Origin of the sequence: Bacillus sp. AF62 (assembly GCF_050312695.1) — a bacterium.
Taxonomy (GTDB): Bacteria; Bacillota; Bacilli; order Bacillales; family Bacillaceae_G; genus Bacillus_A; species Bacillus_A cereus.
In genome coordinates this window covers 1-2,239 of record NZ_JBNPJZ010000016.1, presented here as the reverse complement: position 1 = coordinate 2,239, position 2,239 = coordinate 1, and the positions used below count along the sequence as shown (strand labels likewise).

Here is a 2,239-nt window from a genome sequence, read left to right as displayed (position 1 = left end):
TACTTGTATAATTATGTATCATAGAAAATATCCTTTTTTGTACAGATTATACCATAGATTCTAAACAGGTTCTAAGCTGTTTCCTGAATGGAAACAGCTTTTTTAATTGCGCGCCCGGCTAGTTTAGGTACAGCTTAATGGTGAAGCCAAGTTACCTAAAAGCTGACAGGCACTGGTGGAGAAATCCCAAGGTTGAAGCACTATGACAAAGTAACTTAACCACTAATAGAAGTGCGCCCAAGTCAGTAAATCGTAATATAAAGTGAACCTTGCAGCTTCGTTAAAAGTTATAAAGTCTTCCGGAATTTCATATGTTTTATGACAAAATTTATTGTTCTGATATTTTGAATGAAGCGTGGAGAAGGGCAAAATGGAATAGAGGAAATGGTGGAATAGATAGACAAACAAGGGGGATTGTTTATCAATATGAGGAATGAAACGCTCTCAATGAATTAATTATATATGAAATTGAAAAGTAAGTCCTATCATCCACAAGTTGTAAAAAACTATATTCCAAAGGGGGATGGGAAACAAAAGTCACTTGGTATTCCTATTATCAAAGAGGTTCTGGTGCAAAAACTCTAAACTTTTGAAAATAATCTCCCAAATCCGGACATACTGATAGTATTACTCTATAAAAAGATTATTTGAATGGCATATGAAAATTGGTCGTACAACCAGAATTCATTAATCTGTAGATGAAGAAGATGAAAAAGTTTATATTGGGCATTGTGGATGTCATTTAGGGACAACTTATTATTGTTATATTTATATACAATAGTTATTTAGAATTATAGTAGGGGGATATCTTTGCTAACTAAACCAGTACAACCGCCATAGTACACTCATGTCAGCCTATAAAAATATTAAAGATGAAAACTTTAGATACTATATTTTAAAGCAAAAAGCAGACGTATTTCATGCGATGAAAAGCTTTTTTAGAGAAGAATCAGGCGAGAAAATGGCAGAACCTCTTTTAAAGAGGTTCTTTTTTGTAAACTTTTTATTTTTTTAGTTGACAATGATAATGAAAATCATTATCATTTATTCGAGAAATGATTACATTTCGAATTATATATTTCGGAGGAGATGTAAAGTTGAAACAAAATAAAAGAAAACGTATAAATGCAATGATTATAGCGGCGGCGTTATCACTTCCGTTTGCTGTTTATTCAACACCTGCTTTAGCGGCAGTAGCAATTGAGGCGAATAAAACTGGACAAGGTTTAGAAGATGGTACATATGACGCTGTTATTAAGGCATACAAAGATAAAACGAATGAAGAGTCTATGGCAGCTGTTTATATAAAGGACCCGAAATTAACAATTGAGAATGGAAAGAAAATTGTAACAGCAACATTAAGTGATAGTGATTTCTTTCAATACTTGAAAACAGAGGATATTCATACTCCAGGTGTGTTTCATGATGTGAAAGTAATATCAGAAGACAAAAAGAAAAATGGAACGAAAGTGATTCAGTTTGAAGTAGGGGAATTAGGAAAAAGGTATAATATGCGAATGCATATTTATATTCCAACAATGGCCTATGACAATAAGTACCAAGTACAGTTTGAAGTAAATACATTGAATTTAGATAAAGATGTTCCAGAAGCACAAAAGGAAAATAAAGAGGATAAAGTGGATCAACAAGATGCGAATGTAATAGTAGATAAGCAATTACAAAGGCATATTAATAAATATAACTTGAATAGAGAGAATCTAGATAATCCAATAACTAAGGAAGATTTATTAAAAGTTAAATCCTTAATAGTCGTTGAAGCTAAAAGTAAAGGAATAAAAGACGTAAGTGGTCTAGAATATATGACGAACTTAGAAAACTTAACGTTGGAAGAAGTTAAGTTAAAAAATATAAAATTTATCTCGAACTTGAGACAATTGAAATCATTAAGTATAACCTATGGTGAACTTGAAGATATTGGACCTTTGGCTAAGTTAGAGCATATTGAGTTTTTAACTTTGAGAAACAATAAAATCTCAGATTTAAGTCCATTAAGCCAAATGAAGAAGATTAAAATGCTAGATTTAAATAGTAATTATATAAAAGATATTAAACCATTATTTACAGTGAAATCTTTAAGGACTTTGACTGTAGCAAATAATCAAATTAGTAATGCAGGTCTTGAAGGAGTTCACCAATTAAAGAATTGAGGGTGTTGCAAAACTAAAATAAATATGCAATGTTATGAATCAGAAAAACTAGCTGAACATGCAATAGATAG

General features: G+C 31.3%; 2 pseudogenes. Both read left to right on the top strand.

Features of this window, described 5'->3' with window-relative positions:
• Positions 1-817 precede the first annotated feature (817 nt).
• Positions 818-1,015, top strand: a pseudogene (locus ACQRBL_RS02600) (hypothetical protein); the annotation flags it as partial.
• A gap of 82 nt (positions 1,016-1,097) precedes the next feature.
• Positions 1,098-2,165, top strand: a pseudogene (locus ACQRBL_RS02595) (NEAT domain-containing protein); the annotation flags it as partial.
• Between the last annotated feature and the right edge of the window lie 74 nt (positions 2,166-2,239).